General features: G+C 63.5%; 15 protein-coding genes. 6 read left to right on the top strand and 9 right to left on the bottom strand.

The window, feature by feature from the left end; all coding sequences use genetic code 11:
• The first annotated feature begins 23 nt into the window (after positions 1–23).
• Entirely contained in the window at positions 24–767 is a 744-nt protein-coding gene (locus NJLHNGOC_RS13510) for a dienelactone hydrolase family protein (protein ID WP_113596836.1), read from the top strand.
• A 16-nt stretch (positions 768–783) separates the two neighbouring features.
• On the opposite strand, the gene ubiA is transcribed toward NJLHNGOC_RS13510, so the two are convergent.
• Positions 784–1,734, bottom strand: a complete 951-nt coding sequence (ubiA, locus tag NJLHNGOC_RS13505; protein ID WP_408890941.1) for a 4-hydroxybenzoate octaprenyltransferase — start codon at positions 1,732–1,734, stop codon at positions 784–786.
• A 106-nt stretch (positions 1,735–1,840) separates the two neighbouring features.
• Between ubiA and NJLHNGOC_RS13500 the strand changes: the two genes are divergently transcribed.
• The 4 genes from NJLHNGOC_RS13500 (at position 1,841) to NJLHNGOC_RS13485 (ending at position 6,016) form a co-directional block, all read left to right on the top strand.
• Complete coding sequence (locus NJLHNGOC_RS13500; RefSeq protein ID WP_113596835.1) at positions 1,841–2,590, top strand: 16S rRNA (uracil(1498)-N(3))-methyltransferase; 750 nt, start codon at positions 1,841–1,843, stop codon at positions 2,588–2,590.
• A gap of 82 nt (positions 2,591–2,672) precedes the next feature.
• Entirely contained in the window at positions 2,673–4,082 is a 1,410-nt protein-coding gene (locus tag NJLHNGOC_RS13495) for a glutamate--cysteine ligase (protein WP_113596834.1), read from the top strand.
• Positions 4,083–4,304: 222 nt separating this feature from the next.
• Entirely contained in the window at positions 4,305–5,264 is a 960-nt protein-coding gene (gene mbfA, locus NJLHNGOC_RS13490; protein WP_113596833.1) for an iron exporter MbfA, read from the top strand.
• A gap of 83 nt (positions 5,265–5,347) precedes the next feature.
• The gene (locus tag NJLHNGOC_RS13485; protein ID WP_239021540.1) at positions 5,348–6,016 is read left to right on the top strand and encodes a LolA family protein; all 669 of its coding nucleotides are present in this window, start codon (positions 5,348–5,350) and stop codon (positions 6,014–6,016) included.
• 24 nt (positions 6,017–6,040) lie between these two features.
• Here NJLHNGOC_RS13485 and rsmI read toward each other — a convergent pair whose 3' ends face one another.
• Positions 6,041–7,003 (bottom strand): 16S rRNA (cytidine(1402)-2'-O)-methyltransferase, encoded by a 963-nt coding sequence (rsmI, locus tag NJLHNGOC_RS13480; RefSeq protein ID WP_408890938.1) that lies wholly within the window; start codon positions 7,001–7,003, stop codon positions 6,041–6,043.
• A gap of 68 nt (positions 7,004–7,071) precedes the next feature.
• On the opposite strand from rsmI, the gene NJLHNGOC_RS13475 reads away from it, so the two are divergent.
• Positions 7,072–8,328, top strand: coding sequence for a penicillin-binding protein activator (locus NJLHNGOC_RS13475; RefSeq protein ID WP_338045554.1), 1,257 nt, complete (start codon positions 7,072–7,074; stop codon positions 8,326–8,328).
• 53 nt (positions 8,329–8,381) lie between these two features.
• Here NJLHNGOC_RS13475 and NJLHNGOC_RS13470 read toward each other — a convergent pair whose 3' ends face one another.
• The 7 genes from NJLHNGOC_RS13470 to NJLHNGOC_RS13440 all read right to left on the bottom strand — a co-directional run bounded on the left by NJLHNGOC_RS13470 (position 8,382) and on the right by NJLHNGOC_RS13440 (position 14,725).
• Positions 8,382–8,720: a hypothetical protein gene (locus NJLHNGOC_RS13470; RefSeq protein ID WP_110526647.1), complete on the bottom strand. Its 339-nt coding sequence runs from the start codon at positions 8,718–8,720 to the stop codon at positions 8,382–8,384.
• A 173-nt stretch (positions 8,721–8,893) separates the two neighbouring features.
• Positions 8,894–9,808, bottom strand: coding sequence for an LpxL/LpxP family acyltransferase (locus NJLHNGOC_RS13465; protein ID WP_113596830.1), 915 nt, complete (start codon positions 9,806–9,808; stop codon positions 8,894–8,896).
• Positions 9,808–10,791 (bottom strand): tetraacyldisaccharide 4'-kinase, encoded by a 984-nt coding sequence (gene lpxK, locus NJLHNGOC_RS13460; RefSeq protein WP_113596829.1) that lies wholly within the window; start codon positions 10,789–10,791, stop codon positions 9,808–9,810. The genes NJLHNGOC_RS13465 and lpxK overlap by 1 nt, the downstream gene beginning before the upstream one ends.
• The gene (locus NJLHNGOC_RS13455) at positions 10,791–12,053 is read right to left on the bottom strand and encodes a 3-deoxy-D-manno-octulosonic acid transferase (RefSeq protein WP_239021539.1); all 1,263 of its coding nucleotides are present in this window, start codon (positions 12,051–12,053) and stop codon (positions 10,791–10,793) included. Before NJLHNGOC_RS13455 ends, lpxK begins: the two co-directional genes overlap by 1 nt.
• A gap of 156 nt (positions 12,054–12,209) precedes the next feature.
• Positions 12,210–12,704: a DUF934 domain-containing protein gene (locus NJLHNGOC_RS13450; RefSeq protein ID WP_113596827.1), complete on the bottom strand. Its 495-nt coding sequence runs from the start codon at positions 12,702–12,704 to the stop codon at positions 12,210–12,212.
• On the bottom strand, positions 12,691–14,391 hold the full coding sequence (locus NJLHNGOC_RS13445) for a nitrite/sulfite reductase (protein WP_113596826.1): 1,701 nt from the start codon (positions 14,389–14,391) through the stop codon (positions 12,691–12,693). Before NJLHNGOC_RS13445 ends, NJLHNGOC_RS13450 begins: the two co-directional genes overlap by 14 nt.
• The gene (locus NJLHNGOC_RS13440; protein ID WP_113596825.1) at positions 14,384–14,725 is read right to left on the bottom strand and encodes a DUF2849 domain-containing protein; all 342 of its coding nucleotides are present in this window, start codon (positions 14,723–14,725) and stop codon (positions 14,384–14,386) included. The genes NJLHNGOC_RS13445 and NJLHNGOC_RS13440 overlap by 8 nt, the downstream gene beginning before the upstream one ends.
• Positions 14,726–14,874 lie beyond the last annotated feature (149 nt).

The raw sequence follows: 14,874 nt of genomic DNA, 5'->3' as shown, positions 1-14,874 counted from the left end.
CAGCATGGCAGATGGCAGGTGCAATGATTATCCGGACTGACGAAACATTCGATATTGACACGCCGTCGGGCGGGATGCGCCTGCATGTTTTCCGCCCGGCGGTCGAAGGGCGCTTTCCCGGCGTCGTGCTGTTTTCCGAGATCTATCAGGTCACCGCCCCGATCCGCAGGCTTGCCGCCATGGTCGCGGGACAGGGATATGTCGTCGCGGTGCCCGAGGTCTATCATGAATATGAACCGGCGGGGACGGTGCTGGCCTATGACAAGGCGGGCACGGACCGGGGCAACGTGCTGAAATACACCAAGCCGCTGGCCGGGTATGACCATGACGCGCGGGCGGCCATTTCATGGCTGGTGGATGAATGTCCGGCCTGTTCGGGGCGGGTCGGGACGCTGGGGGTCTGTCTTGGCGGTCATCTCGCCTTTCGCGCCGCCTTTGATCCCCGTGTGCAGGCGGCGGCCTGTTTCTATGCCACCGATATCCATTCCTCCTCCCTTGGCGAAGGGAAGCATGACGATACGCTCGGTCGCCTTGGGGAAATCAGCGGGGAGGTGATGATGGTCTGGGGACGGCAGGACCCGCACGTGCCCTTTGCCGGCCGGCAGATGATCCGTGAACGCCTGGAACAGGCGGGCCTGCGTTATGAATGGCATGAATTCAATGCCCAGCACGCCTTTTTGCGTGACGAAGGGCCACGTTACGACCCGGCCCTGTTTCTGGGATGCATGGAATTGGTCAGGGCGCTGTTCCACCGCGCCCTGACATAGGGGTTTTCCCGCACCTTCAGCGCGTCATCAGGCCCGCCAGCAGGACCAGCGCCACGGCAAGGCCGGTTTCACGGTTGAAACGGAACAGGCGCAGGCATTGCGGGGCGTCATGTTCGTCAAGCCGCGCGACCTGCCACGCCAGCAGTGCGGCCGGCAGGGGCAGCGTTACCCAGAAACCCCATCCCTGATGGGAAAGGGCGGCCGCCGTGGCCAGCGCCGCCAGTGCGATGACATAACACGCCCCGACGAAGCCGCGCGCCTGGCTGGCCATCAGGCGCGAGGTGGATTTGACGCCGATGCGCGCGTCGTCCTCCATGTCCTGAAAGCCATAGATCGTATCAAAGCCGAGCTGCCACATGATGGTGGCGGCATAAAGCGCCGCCTGCGCCAGATCGAGGTGGTCCGCCGCCGCCGCGTAGCCAAGTGGCGCGCCAAAGCCAAAGGTGAATCCCATGACAAGCTGGGGCCACCATGTCACGCGCTTGGCAAGGGGATACAGCCCCACCAGCAGAAGCGAGGACGCGCCCAGCACCCGCGACAGGGGATTGAGGCACATCAGGATGTTGAACCCGATCAGCAGCAGCGCCAGCAGGAACAGCCCCGCCTCGCGCATGCGCAGCGCGCCGCTGGCCAACGGGCGGCCCGCGGTCCGTGCCACCATCCGGTCGATGTCGCGATCCCACATGTCATTGACGACGCAGCCCGCAGCCCGCATGACGATGCTGCCGATGCCGAACAGCACGATCAGGCGCATCCGCTCACGCGGTTCGACCCCGGCGGGCAGCAGGATGCCCCATACCCCCGGCAGGAACAGTAGCCACGTCCCGATGGGCCGGTCCAGCCGCGCCAGCAGCGCATAGGGACGCACCGGGGCGGGCAGCCGTCCGATCCAGCCGTCTGTGCGGATGTCGGTATGGGACGCAGGCTGGGTCACGACATGTATTCTCCCGGCGATGAGGTCCGGCATGACGCCGGACAACCTGACTGCTAATGCGGAAGACAGATGGGCCGGATGATCGCACGCGGTCAAGTCCGGGCCGATACGATCGCAGGCCACAGACAAAGGAAACATCATGAGGGACAGCCCCCGCCTGTTCATGGACCCCCAGGCATATCCGCCGTTGCAGCCTGACATGGTGGTCCGCCTCGAACCCGATCGGGCGCATTATCTGGGCAACGTCCTGCGCCTGTCCGCCGGGGCGCGGGTCGTCGTGTTCAATGCCCGCGATGGCGAATGGTCCGCCGGGATCGAGACGTTGCGCCGCGACCGGGGGGAAATACGCCTGACGCGGATGGAACGCGCGCCCCATGCCACGGCGGGGCCGGTTCTTTTCTTCGCGCCGCTGAAACGTGATGCCACGGAAATGGTTATCCGCATGGGCACCGAACTGGGGGTGGGCTGCTTCCACCCGGTTTTTACGGAGCGGACGAATACCCATCGCCTGAACGAGACGCGACTGGGCGCGATCGCCCGCGAAGCCAGCGAACAGTGCGAGCGGCTGGATGTTCCCGATATCCGCCCGCCCTGTCCGTTGACGGACGTAATTGCGCACTACCCGTCGAATATGCGACTGTTCGTTGCGCTTGAGCGTCTGGAACCCGCACCGGATCCGGACGGACTCCCCGCCGCCCGCCCTGGCGATGGCCTGCTGATCGGGCCGGAGGGCGGTTTTTCCCCGCGGGAGCAGGAGTTCCTGCGCAGGCAGCCCTTTGCATGCGTCCTGTCGCTTGGGCCGCTTGTACTGCGCGCGGATACGGCGGCCGCGGCCGGACTGGCCCTGATGGGGGCCGGTCTGCGCAGGCAGGCCGTTTCGGGGTTATAGACCGCGCCGCTTTCTGGCATAGGGGCCACATCCGGTCCATTATGCCCTGTCCTATTTCTGTAACGAGGATTTCCGCCCCGTCATGTCCAATCCTGGCGATCAAGATACAACCCCGATCGAATCGGTTTCCCAGCTTGCCGGCGTATTGGCGCAGGGGGAAAAACCAAAAGATGCGTGGCGGATCGGCACCGAGCACGAGAAATTCGGCTTCATACGCCCCCAGGCCACGCGGCCCGGCCACAGGCCGTGGATGCCCCCGCCGTACGAGCCTGACGGGATTCACGCCGTCCTGTCCGCCATGCAGCAGCACAACGGCACGATATGGCATGACATCCGTGACAAAGGGGCGCTGATCGGCCTGAAAGGGCTGAATACGCAGAAGGGCGCGTCGATTTCTCTGGAACCGGCGGGACAGTTCGAACTGTCGGGCAAGCCCCTTGCGAGCCTGCATGAAACACGGGCGGAGATGGCCGGGCATTTCAACGACCTCCATCCGATCTGTGAGATGCTGGGGCTGGGGTTCGCGCCGCTGGGCTTTCATCCCTTCGCCCGGCGCGAGGACATGCCCCGCATGCCCAAAAGCCGCTATGCCATCATGCAGGCCTATATGCCCAGGGTCGGAAGCCTGGGGCTGGACATGATGCTGCGGACATGCACCGTGCAGGTCAATCTGGATTTCTCGTCCGAACAGGACATGATACGCAAGATGCGTGTCTCCCTCGCGCTGCAGCCGGTGGCGACGGCGCTCTTCGCGAACTCCCCGTTTTACGAAGGCCACCCCAACGGGCTGCTGTCGAACCGGGCCCATGTCTGGACGGACACGGACAACCGGCGTTCGGGCATGCCGCTGGAATTCTTCGCGCCTTCCTTCGGGTTCGAGGCCTATGTCGAATGGCTGCTGGACGTGCCGATGTATTTCATCATGCGCGACGGCAGGATCCATGACGTGGCCGGCCGCTCCTTCCGTGCATGGATGAAGGGGGAGTACCAGGAGGGACTGGACGGGCTGACGCCGACAATCGGCGATTTCGAGGATCACATGACCACCGCCTTTACCGACGTGCGGCTCAAGCAGTTTCTGGAGATGCGCGGCGCGGACGCCGGATCGCCGGAAATGATGCTGGCGCAGTCCGCGTTGTGGGTGGGGCTTCTGTATGATGACGCCGCGTTAAGCGCGGCCGACGCGCTGGTGCATGAACAGCCCTGGACCAGTTATGTCGACCTGCGCGCGCAGGTGCCGCGTCTGGGGCTGGATGCCCCGTGGGCGGGGGGCAGGGCGCGGGAACTGGCCGCGCGGATGGTGGAAATCGCCACGGACGGATTGCGCGCCCGCGCGTGCCGGGATGCGACGGGCGCGGATGAAACGCAGTACCTCGCACCGCTGCACGAAATCGTTGCGGGCGGGCCGATACAGGCCGAGGCATGGCTTGCGGCCTATCACGGGCGCTGGAACGGGGATGTGACGCGTATTTTTGACGAAGCCGCGATCTGATTGGAATTCAGCGTCCGCACATGACTTCCGGTTATCAAATAACGATGACCGGAAGCATGTAATGACGATGCGATCAGGTATTTGGATACGGGCATTTTCAGAAAAACAGTAATTTTTCCTTTATTGTTCTGCATGTCTTCGGGTTGTTTCTGTATAATGAGAATTACTTTCGTTTCGTGAAATGACTTGAGCGTAATACGCGCTTTCTGCATACAGTAATGCATGCGTAAATTCTCGACATTGACGGATCAGGAAATCCTTGCCCTCGCCATTTCGAACGAGGAAGAGGACGGGCGCATCTATTCCGACTTTGCTTACGCCACGCGGGACAAATTCCCCGATACATCGAAAATCTTTTCCGACATGGCGGCGGAGGAGGACCAGCATCGGCGTGATCTGATCGACCTCTATGCCACCAGGTTCGGCCCCCACATTCCCCTGATCCGCCGTCAGGACATCGCGGGCTTTCTGGTGCGCAAGCCAGCATGGCAGATCCAGGGGCAGGGGATTGATGTCGTGCGTCGCCACGCCCGCCAGATGGAACTGGATGCGGCGCGCTTCTACCGTCAGGCCGCGACACGCACCACGGACGCGAAAACCCGCAAGCTGCTGGGCGATCTTGCCCTGGCCGAAGACAGGCACGAACAGGCGGCCGGGGCGATTGAACTGGACCGGCTGCCCGCCTCCAAGCGCGAGATGGAGGACGAGGACGCCCGCCGCCGCTTTGTCCTGCAGATTATCCAGCCCGGTCTGGTTGGCCTTATGGACGGGTCGGTGTCCACGCTTGCGCCGGTTTTTGCCGCCGCCTTCGCCACCCACGTGCCGTGGAATGCATTTCTGGTTGGCATGGCGGCATCGGTCGGCGCCGGAATTTCCATGGGCTTTGCCGAGGCCCTGTCTGATGATGGCAAGCTGTCGGGTCGTGGCGCGCCGCTGCTGCGCGGGCTGATCTGCGGGTTGATGACCACGGCGGGGGGAATCGGCCATACGCTGCCGTTCCTTATCGACAATTTCACGTCGGCGCTGATGGCGGCGATTATCGTGGTCATCCTCGAACTATTCGTCATTTCGTGGATACGGTGGCGGTATCAGGACACGCCGTTCGGCTCCGCCATTGTCCAGATCGTCATCGGCGGCGCGCTGGTGTTCGTCGCCGGCGTGCTGATCGGCAGTTCCGGCTGACTCTTTCGCCGCTCACGCCTTGATCTTGACGAAGTGATGGGGCACCCACGTGCATGCGCTTTTTCTGGCCGGGTTCCTTTTCGATGAAACATCCTGATGGCTTCCATTTCCCGCATCCGCGCGGCATGCGCCTGCTGGCGCTTGCGCTGCTGCTTGGCGGCGGGACAGTGCTGCATCCTCGGCCCGTCATGGCGCAGATGGTCGTGGGGGCATCGGATCAGGACCATGCGCTGATCAAGCGAATCGAGGATCACCTCAATACCATCACGCTGCTGACGGCGCAGTTCCATCAGGTGGCCCCGGATGGCAAGCAGTCCACGGGCACGGCGTGGCTGGACCGCACGAACCGTCGCATGCGCTTTCAGTATGATGCGCCAAGCCCGCTTCTGCTGGTGGCCAACCATGATCAGGTTGTCTTCAACGACAGCCAGTTGGGCCAGACCACGACCATGCCGATGGATAAGACCCCCATCGGGCTTCTGCTGCGTCCGCATCTGGAACTGTCGGGCGATGTGCGCGTGACGGCCCTGATGCATGAAGGCCCGGAGATTGAAATCACGCTGGTGCGCGATGAATCCCCCGGCGATGGCAGCCTCACCCTGCTGTTTCATGAGGGCAAGACCCTGCTGCTGCGGGGCTGGATCGTTCAGGATGCGCAGGGGGCCAGCACGCGCGTGGACCTGCTGCATGCCACCGTCGGCGGTCCGCCGCCGCCTGACCGCCTGTTCGACACTGATATCGGGGACAAGTAGGGAGGGAAGACGCTTCCCGGCGCGTTACCCGGCGTCGCGCGTCAGCTCCAGCGCCCGGGCATAGACCGTGCGGCGGGGCAGGTTGACGATCCCCGCCACCAGCGACGCCGCATCCTTGATCGAAAGGGTCTTCAGGGCCTCGCGCAGGTGGGTGTCCAGATCCCGTGACCCCGTATCGTCGGCGGGCGGCGGGCCGAGGACGACCGTGATTTCCCCACGCGCCGCATGGTCGAGGTAATGCGCCACCAGTTCCCCGACCGGGCCGCGCCGGACTTCCTCAAACCGTTTGGTCAGCTCGCGCGCTACGGCAGCGGGACGTTCCGGCCCGAATACCTCCGCCAGCGATGCAAGCATTTCCGCCAGTCGGTGCGGGGCCTCATGCCAGATGATGGTGGCCGACAGTCCCGCCTGTTCCGCCGCGCGCAGGACGGACAGGTTCTCCCGCCGTGCCGAATCGCGTGGGGGAAGGAACCCGCAGAACATGAAAGGATGCGGCGGCAGTCCCGACAGGGTCAGCGCCATGACGGCCGCGTTCGCCCCCGGAACGGCGGTTACATGGCCGCCGCCCGCGATTACGGCGCGCACCAGCCGGTAGCCGGGATCCGACATCAGGGGCGTGCCTGCGTCGGAAATGACCGCGATCCTGCGTCCCTGTTCCAGAAGTTCCAGCAGGCCGGGAATGCGCTCCTGCTCGTTATGGTCATGCAGGGGGCGGGTCCGGGTCTTGATGCCGTGGGCCTGCAGCAGCTTCGCGCTGGTGCGCGTGTCCTCGCACAGGATCAGGTCCGCCTCGTTCAGGCATTCCACGGCACGGGCTGAAATATCGCCCAGATTGCCGATCGGCGTCGCCACCAGCGTCAGTATCCCGCCTTCTTGCGATGATATGACGTGCATATCTTCTTTCCCTGCATGACGCGCCTGCGCTTCTCCGCTATGGATCATTGCGGATCGAGATTGCAGAGGCGCAAGAAATGAGTCGTCAGACATTGGTAACCCGCAGATTTGAACAGGATACTGTTTCTGCCACTCAGGGCTTCCCTTGCAAGAGCTTATTGATGGCCGGGGTGCTGATGTCCACGCTTGCCGCCTGCGCGGGGGGCGGTCATGGACCCGGGACGTCGCATGCCGGACGCAATGTGGGCGTCCTGCTGCCCCTGACGGGCAATAACGCGCGACTGGGTCAGGAAATGCTCAGCGCCGCGCGGATGGCCATGAATACGCCGGGCGCCCCCACGCTTGATGTCCACGATACGGCGGCCCCGGGTGGGGCGACTGCCGCGGCACAGGCCGCGGTAAAGGCGAAGGATGGCATCATTCTTGGCCCCCTGACCGCTGGTGACGCGACGCAGGCGGCGACGGTCACGGCGCAGACGGACCTGCCGATGCTGGCTTTCACGTCCGACGTTTCGGTTGCGCGGCCTGATGTCTGGATCCTGGGGATCGCCCCGGAACAGCAGGTGCGTCGCATGGTGGGTGCGGCAATAAAGGAAAACCGCCAGCATTTCGCGGCGTTCCTGCCTGATAACGCGCTGGGGCACGCGATGGGAAGTGCGCTTCAGCAGAGCTGCAGCGAACATGGCCTGTCCTCGCCCCAGATCGTGTACCACGGCGCGACCACCACCGAAATTACCGAACAGCTGAAGACGTTCTCTGCCTACGAAAGTCGCGCTGCGACCGCAGCCACGCAGGCGGCGGCCACGGCCGCGCAGGAACCCGCGCCCGCAGGCGTCGATCCCGCCAATCCCGATTCGTCTGCTGCGCCAGAAGCAGCCACGCCCCCGGCACCGCCCGCGCCCCAGGAGGTCCACCTGCCGCCACCGCCGTTCGATGCGCTTTTGCTGGCGGATACCGGGCTGCAGCTTGGTCATGTCATCGCGGCCATGCGCACGGCCCAGATTTCCCCGACCGAGACACGGATCATGGGGCCGGGACTGTGGGGGGCTTTCGCGGGCAAGCTGGCGCAGTTGCAGAATGCCTGGTACGCCGCGCCGGACCCGGCCAGCCGCCAGCATTTCGTGCAGCTGTTCATGGCGCAGTATCACCACATGCCCACGCCGCTGGCGGATCTGTCGTATGACGCGGCCGCGCTGGTAAAGGCGCTAGATCAGGCCCCCCGTGCGCCGGGGGCGAAAAACGGGTATTCCGTGACAGCCCTGACCCGGCCGGAAGGGTTTTCAGGGGTGGATGGCGTGTTTGGATTTACCGGGAATGGTCGGACACGCCGGGATCTGGCAATTTTCCAGATCCTGCCCGAAGGCGGCAGCCGGATTGTTCAGGCCCCATCGGGACGCCTGCAGAACGGCACGAACTGAAAGCCGGGGAACTTTCCCCGCTTACGCGCGAATATAATGAAAGGCTGCGGCAATCATGCCGCAGCAGTCGCGCCACATGACAGCACGGGGCGAATTGCGTACAGCGCCGCTTCGAAGCTGCGATAGGAAGAAAGGCGGCGGTCACGCAACTGGTCGATCAGGACCCAGCGCATGCCTTCGGGACGGATCATATAGGCAGGGTCGGCGTTTTCACGCACCCACACCAGCACATGTTCGATATCCTCGCCCTCGTCGGCGGAAGCCACGTCAACATCGCACAGTCCCATGCACATACCCGCCTGCAGCCAGCGCATCAGGTATTCGTAATGCCGGGGCAGGAACCCGAGGCGGAACGGAACAACGTTGGAGGCAGAAACCTCATGATCCATCATGTTCATAATGTCGGCCCTCTGACTATCCTATGCGTTAACAGCACACCTTGACCGTAAGTCTTGCATGAGTGCTTGCCAAACTGAATCTGTCGTGGAAAGCCGCAGAAAGAGGCAGAAATTGCCGACCGTGGCAAAAAAGCAATGCTTTGTTGCGTTTTAGTGTCATTAAAATGCTATTTTTTAGGCAGTTGCCTATTCCATCGGCGATGTAGCCATAGCCAACTGCCCGGATGCTGGCGTATTTTCTGTTCAATGTAATCGTTGACCTGCTGGGTCAGCAGCATCTGGTCGCGTTTCCGGTCCCCCGTATCGGGAAGCTCCATCGGGGCGGAAACATGGATGCGCAGCCGTGCCGGGCCCAGCCGTTCCACATATCCCGCGATGACCGGGCAACGCTGCCGCAGCGCCATCGCCGCCATGGCGCTGGCTGTCATTGCGGGCTGTCCAAAGAAACGCGCCTCGACTCCATCATTCATTTTCTGGTCCACCAGCATGCCCAGATGGCCGCCACGGATAAGATGGGCCAGTGCCTGTCGCGCGCCACGCGCCCCCTTGGCGAACAGGGGGACCGCCTGTCCCATGGCCTCGTCACGCAGATCGCACAGCATGCGGTCCACATAGGGATTGTTGGGCGCGCGATAGAAAGAGGAGAATACAAGCCCATACCGTGCCACAGCCGGTGGCAGCATTTCCCAGTTGCCGATGTGGCCTGATACGAACATGACGGGCTGCCCGGTCCGGGCATGGGACCGGAGGTGTTCTTCGCCGATCACGTCCCATCCCGGCCCGGAGGCCGGGTTGTGCGGCAGTTTTCCCAGATGGGGAAGCTCACCCGCATTGCGGCCGATATTTTCCCACATGTCCCGAATGATGCGTCGTCGCGACCGTGCGCAAAGATGCGGCATGACGTATCGCAGGTTGGCGTCCGCCACCCTTGAAACCGGCAGCCAGGGGCCGATTGCGCGACACAGCCATCCTGCCGCGTTGGACGCCTGATCGGGCTTCATGCGACGCAGTCCCGCCAGCAGGCAGGAAAGCAGCATGGCCTCGATCCACATGCGTCGTGGGGGACTGGCGGGACGGTCCATCAGCTGCGTCCTTTCAGCCACGCATCCAGCAGATGGTCAGGCGCGTGGGGATCGGACCAGTGCAGGCCGACCCCGACCGCCGTGACATGTCCGCGAAAGGCGGAAGGCAGGCGCACGAAATCCTTGGGCGTAGTCACAAGTCGGGCGTCCATGTTTTTTGAAATTTCAAGCAGTTGCTCCAGTTCCCTGCGACGATAGGGATGATGGTCGGCAAATGCGATGCCGCGTCGCAGGCTGAGGCCCGACTGCCGCAGGCCATCGAAGAATTTGGAGGGACGGCCAATCCCCGCGAATGCCACGACCCCGCAGCCCGGCGGCAGGCCGCTTTCCTTCTGGCGCAGGGTGGCATGGTGGCATGGCATGTCTGGCGGCAGATGGCGGATCAGTCCGGTCCGGTCGGGGCCGATCATGACCATCGCCTGTGCCCGTGAAAGACCGTTGGGAACGGGTTCGCGCAAGGGGCCGGCGGGGATGACGCGGCCATTGCCAAAACCCTGATACCCATCCATCACCACCAGCGAGCAGTCACGCCAGAGCCCCGGATTCTGCAGGCCGTCATCCATGACAAGGCAGTCCGCCCCGTCTGAAATCGCAAGACGCGCTGTCCGCGCCCTGTCGCCCCCGACATAACAGGGGGCCAGCGCCGCCAGCAGCAGGGCTTCATCCCCAACGTCACGGGCCGTGTGCCGTGCCGGATCAACCCGTGCCGGATGGCCGATCCGTCCACCATACCCCCGGGTGAGGAAGGCAACGGCGCGGCCACGGGCCACAAGACGCCCCCCAAGGTCCAGCGCAACCGTTGTCTTGCCCGTCCCGCCTGCCGTCAGATTGCCACAGCAGAGGACCGGTACCGGGGCATGCCATGGCCTGCGATGCTGGCGCCGGGCGCTGATCGCGCCATATATCGCGGCGAGGGGGGACAGCAGTCGGGCGGCCGGACTGTGGAAACCGGCATCCCAGTCCCAGAAACGCGGAGCCCGCATCAGGAATACACGGCCCTGAAATACACGGCTTGGAGGATTCCCCACGCGACGCGCTGCGAGATGTGGGTATCGTTGACGCATGCGTTGCTGCTTGCCGCGATGGCATGCCGCAATGCCTGCGGATTGCACAGCATCTCTTCCAGCCAGAGCGCCAGCGTCCGTTCGTCGGAAACATGGGCGACGGCATCGCCAAGCACGCCATATGCCTGCCGGAAATTGGCGATCGCAGGACCGGTCGCAAGGGCATTGCCCTGCCGTGCCGGTTCCATGGGATTATGGCCGCCACCTTCGGGTGGGGAAAGAAGACTGTTGCCCATCAGCACCGGACAATGCAGCGCATAGAACAGCCCCATCTCCCCCAGCGTGTCACAGATCCATACGGGATCATGAGGGGCGGGGGACTGCCCCAGCGCGCGGCGGGGGGTATTCGGGCCCGTATGCTGCAGCAGTGCCGCCCCGCGTTCGGGATGGCGGGGGATCAGGATGGTCAGCAGTCCGGGCACTTTCTGACGTGCCAGTTCAGCCGCGCGAAGGACGATTTCCTCTTCCCCCGGATGGGTGGATGCCGCGATCCAGACTGGACGCTGCCCGATCTGTTTCCTGATCTGGGCCACCCCGCCATCATCATGCGGCAGGGGAAGGGCGGCATCCTTCAGGTCCCCCACCAGTGCTACTTTCTCGGCGCCCAGCGCCCGGAACCGCCGTGCGTCCTCGTCCGAGCGTGCGCAGATCCATGCAAACGAACGCAGCATGCGCGTGATCAGGCACGGCAGGCGTTGCCACATGGCATAGGAACGATCGGACATGCGCCCGTTGATCAGGACCAGGGGGATATCTTCATGCCTGCAGGCCGAAACCATGTTCGGCCATAATTCGCTTTCCGCCAGAACCACGCCATCGGGATGCCAGTGCCTGACGAAGCGATGCATCCATGTCGGCACGTCGAGCGGCATGAACTGATGCACCACGCGCATGTCATCGGGCAGTTCATGCAGGCGCTGCACCAGCAGGCGTGCCGCCGTGGTCGTGGCCGTGGTGACAAGGAACCCCAGATCAGGCCTGTCGTGACGAAGTGCTGCAATGACGGGAAGAATGGATAACGTTTCGCCCACGCTGACGGCATGTAGCCATAGCAGCGGCCCTTCGGGACGGGGCTGTGTCGCGATGCCGCGACGTTCACGGACACGCCCGGCAATTTCCTTGCCCCGCCATACGCGCCGTTGCAGGTAAAGCCGCAGCGCGGGGGCGAGTGCTTCCGCCACGACCGCCCATATGCCGGCCGATAGCCGGCCGCATAATCTTTCAGCAAGGGGCAGCCTGGCCCGATCCGGCGCACGCGTTCGCATTTTCATGCGGTTAGCATGCGCAATGACAGGGGGAAAGAAGAACTGACGCCGCGATCCTTCCCCCGCGTCATGTCATGCGTCGAGAAAGCGTCGGAAGCCGAACCCCTGCGCTTTTTCATGCAGGACCGAGGGCTGGTAGGCCACGGTGATGCGCCGGTGCGCCTTTTCCCATATGGCAGGATCGCTGCCATTGGGAATCTCGACGGTCGTAATGCCGCAGCGGAGCATGAATTCATACTGATCCGGCAGGGCAGGGCCGGTCGCGCGGATTTCACCCGTGAAATGCAGATGTTCGCGCAGGGCACGCGCCTGCGTAAACGCGCGGCCGTCCCGGAACGTGGGAAAGTTCACGCATACCAGCCCAAGGCGGGGCAGGACGGGGCGCAGGAACGCGATGTCATCATCAGGCGCCAGCCGCACGCCAACCGGTGCGGCCTCCGCCCGGGCCAGTGCCTCTTCCAGGCGGGCGGACGATACGATGATCGCGTTCCTGTCGGGGCAGGGGGCGTCATCGGCGACGTCTGTCCAGCCATCCGCGACAATCCGGCCATTTTCAAGCAGTGGCATAGACAGCATCCTTGAAGACGGCAGCGCCAAGCCGCCGATAGGTATCCACAAAGCGTTCATCGTCGCGACGATGCACCAGATAGGCATCGATCAGGGCTGCGATCGCATCGACGGTTTCATCTTCCGGCAGGGCGGGGCCAAGTATCTGGCCAATGGCGGCGTCGTTTTCGCCTGATCCCCCCAGCGTCAGCTGGAAATATTCCTCCCCACGCTTGTCCACCCCCAGAATGCCGATATGCCCGGCATGATGATGTCCGCAGGCGTTGATACAGCCGGAGATGTTGATCCGCAGCGCCCCGATACGTTCCTGCAGTTCGGCATCCGCGAAACGTGCGCTCAGCTTCTGGGCGATCGGAATGGAGCGTGCATTGGCAAGCGAGCAGTAATCCAGTCCCGGGCAGGCGATGATGTCCCCGACCAGCCCGATATTGGGTGTCGCCAGCCCGACCGCCAGCAGTTCCTGCCACAGCGCATGCAGCTGATCCTGCCGCACATGGCCCAGAACGACGTTCTGCATGTGGGTGATGCGGATTTCGCCAAAGCTGTAGCGTTCGGAAATGTCGGCGATGGCGTCCATCTGGTCCGCCGTCACGTCGCCGGGAATACCCCCGTCAGGTTTCAGCGAAATCACCGCGGAAATGAAGCCCGCCATCCGGTGCGGATGCGTATTGGTGCGTACCCAGCGGTCAAAGGCGGGGACACGTGCCCGTGCGTCGTTCATCCGCGCGGCCGCATCCGCCGGGGCCTGAAGGTCCGGCACGGCGAAACGCGCGCGGATTGCGTCCACGATCGCGGGTTCCAGCCGGTAGCGCGTGCGGTCCATCTGCGCGAATTCCGCATCGACTTCCTCGCGGAAACGTTCGATGCCCAGGGCCTGCACCAGGATCTTGATGCGTGCCTTGTACATGTTGTCGCGACGCCCGTGGGCGTTATAGACGCGCACGATCGCCTCCAGCCATGCCAGCAGGTCTTCTTCCGGCAGGCTGTCGCGCAGCAGTACCCCGATGACCGGCGTGCGTCCCAGACCGCCGCCGACATACACGTCGAAAACCGCACGCCCGTTGTCGCCCGGACGGGCGATCAGGCCAATATCATGGAAACGCGCCGCGACCCGGTCATGGGGACTGCCGGTAATGGCGATCTTGAATTTCCGGGGCAGAAAGGAAAATTCGGGATGCAGGGTGGACCACTGCCGCAGGATTTCCGCATGGATGCGTGGATCAAGCACTTCATCCGCCGCCGCGCCGGCGAATTCATCGCAGGTCACGTTGCGGATGCAGTTGCCGCTGGTCTGGATGGCGTGCATGTCCACCCCGGCCAGACGGCCGAGGATGTCCGGCGTATCCTCCAGCCGGATCCAGTTGAACTGGATGTTCTGCCGGGTGGTGAAATGTCCGTAATCACGGTCATACGTACGCGCGATATGCGCCAGTTCGCGCATCTGCGCCGCGCCGAGCATGCCATAGGGGATCGCAACACGCAGCATGTAGGCATGCAGCTGGAGATAGAGCCCGTTCATCAGGCGCAGGGGCTTGAACTGATCTTCGCTCAGCTCGCCCGAGATGCGGCGCGCCACCTGATCGCGGAACTGTTCCACCCGTTCATGCAGGAACGTGCGGTCCACCTGATCGTAGGCATAGCGCCCGACGGCTGCGGTGGTGGGTTCGGACACAGGGATCTCAGACATGGGCAATATCCTCCTGCGGCGCGCCAGGCGCGAACTGGGGATGGACCGTGGGACCAAAGGCGCGGATGCGTTCGCGCACCGTCAGCGGACAGATCCCCGCCGCCCGGTCATCAAGCTGCACCCCGTACACGCCGACCACGCCCTGTTCCTGCTGGTGTCGCGCCGTATCCGCGATGACGGATTCAATGTGGTCATTCGGCCATACCGCGGCATGCGCGATATTCCCGGACCATGTGCCCTGATCCGTCAGCCAGACGATGCGCCCGTCCAGAAGGCGATTGGCCGTAACAACGCTTGAACCCGTTGTCGTGCGGCGGTTGTTCCTGACGTCCACTTCTGGTCGATCCCTCTCAGGCAAGGCAGATGGCGCATTTCCACTGTGATGAATGGAAATGCGCAGGGTTTACGCGGTGATTTGTGTATATTTTATATTTATGCCCGATGCCAGATATATTCCCCGCCGCGCAAACGGGGCTGGCCGGA

Source organism: Novacetimonas cocois (assembly GCF_003311635.1).
GTDB lineage: Bacteria > Pseudomonadota > Alphaproteobacteria > Acetobacterales > Acetobacteraceae > Novacetimonas > Novacetimonas cocois.
Note: the sequence above shows the minus strand (reverse complement) of the source record. Positions and strands in the feature narration are given on the sequence as shown.

Bases quoted from the DNA above. Each gene is read 5' to 3' on its own strand.
- NJLHNGOC_RS13495 (WP_113596834.1), top strand. From the start codon at position 2,673: ATGTCCAATCCTGGCGATCAAGATACAACCCCGATCGAATCGGTTTCC.
- lpxK (WP_113596829.1), bottom strand. From the start codon at position 10,791: ATGCGGGCTCCGCGTTTCTGGGACTGGGATGCCGGTTTCCACAGTCCG.
- NJLHNGOC_RS13510 (WP_113596836.1), top strand. From the start codon at position 24: ATGATTATCCGGACTGACGAAACATTCGATATTGACACGCCGTCGGGC.
- NJLHNGOC_RS13450 (WP_113596827.1), bottom strand. From the start codon at position 12,704: ATGCCACTGCTTGAAAATGGCCGGATTGTCGCGGATGGCTGGACAGAC.
- rsmI (WP_408890938.1), bottom strand. From the start codon at position 7,003: ATGTCTGACGACTCATTTCTTGCGCCTCTGCAATCTCGATCCGCAATG.
- NJLHNGOC_RS13470 (WP_110526647.1), bottom strand. From the start codon at position 8,720: ATGATGGATCATGAGGTTTCTGCCTCCAACGTTGTTCCGTTCCGCCTC.
- NJLHNGOC_RS13485 (WP_239021540.1), top strand. From the start codon at position 5,348: ATGAAACATCCTGATGGCTTCCATTTCCCGCATCCGCGCGGCATGCGC.
- NJLHNGOC_RS13500 (WP_113596835.1), top strand. From the start codon at position 1,841: ATGAGGGACAGCCCCCGCCTGTTCATGGACCCCCAGGCATATCCGCCG.
- NJLHNGOC_RS13465 (WP_113596830.1), bottom strand. From the start codon at position 9,808: ATGGACCGTCCCGCCAGTCCCCCACGACGCATGTGGATCGAGGCCATG.
- NJLHNGOC_RS13445 (WP_113596826.1), bottom strand. From the start codon at position 14,391: ATGTCTGAGATCCCTGTGTCCGAACCCACCACCGCAGCCGTCGGGCGC.
- mbfA (WP_113596833.1), top strand. From the start codon at position 4,305: ATGCGTAAATTCTCGACATTGACGGATCAGGAAATCCTTGCCCTCGCC.
- ubiA (WP_408890941.1), bottom strand. From the start codon at position 1,734: ATGCCGGACCTCATCGCCGGGAGAATACATGTCGTGACCCAGCCTGCG.
- NJLHNGOC_RS13475 (WP_338045554.1), top strand. From the start codon at position 7,072: ATGGCCGGGGTGCTGATGTCCACGCTTGCCGCCTGCGCGGGGGGCGGT.